This is a genomic window from Leptotrichia sp. OH3620_COT-345 (assembly GCF_003932895.1).
Taxonomy (GTDB): Bacteria; Fusobacteriota; Fusobacteriia; order Fusobacteriales; family Leptotrichiaceae; genus Pseudoleptotrichia.
Map to the genome: position 1 here is coordinate 1 of NZ_RQYW01000101.1, position 577 is coordinate 577.

1 protein-coding gene is annotated in these 577 nt (G+C 25.8%); it reads left to right on the plus strand.

What is annotated here, in order from left to right; genetic code table 11:
* Positions 1–311: 311 nt before the first annotated feature.
* On the plus strand, positions 312–577 hold a 266-nt coding region (locus EII29_RS11550; RefSeq protein WP_199726098.1), incomplete at its 3' end, for a hypothetical protein.

Below are 577 nucleotides of genomic sequence, written 5' to 3' on the forward strand. Positions count from 1 at the left end.
ATAAGAAGAAAGCTGTGAAGAAAGTTCAAAAACCTGTAAGGGAAAAGAAAGTAAATAAAAAGAAATAAAATTTGAAATCTGTTAATCTTCTTTTTAATCATTTTATATAAAAATGGATTTGTCATATAAAACTGTTATGTAATCAGCAATTTTGTTTTTTAAAGTAATATTTATATATATATGATTGTATTGTAACTTTTAATTCTGTGGTAAAAACAGTAATAAAAAATGCAATATAAAAATTTAACAAATTTTTATATTAAAAGATTGAAAGGAAGATAAAAAACAGTAAAAAATATTAAGGAGGAAAAATGAAATTTAAAAAGATGACATTTATACTGTCAGGATTAATATTACTTATAATAGGTCAATTAAGTTACAGTGATCCTGCAGTGGACAGACTGTTAAGAGAAGCAAGAAAAAGACAGACGGAAGAACAAAAACAGCAACAGAAGATGGAAAAAATCGAAGAGCCGTCAGTTATGGAAGAAATACCTGTAACAAATACAAACAGTATACAGAAGAGAGCGGCAGAAATAAAAAGAGAATCACAAAGTAAAAAAGCGGAAGAAATGAA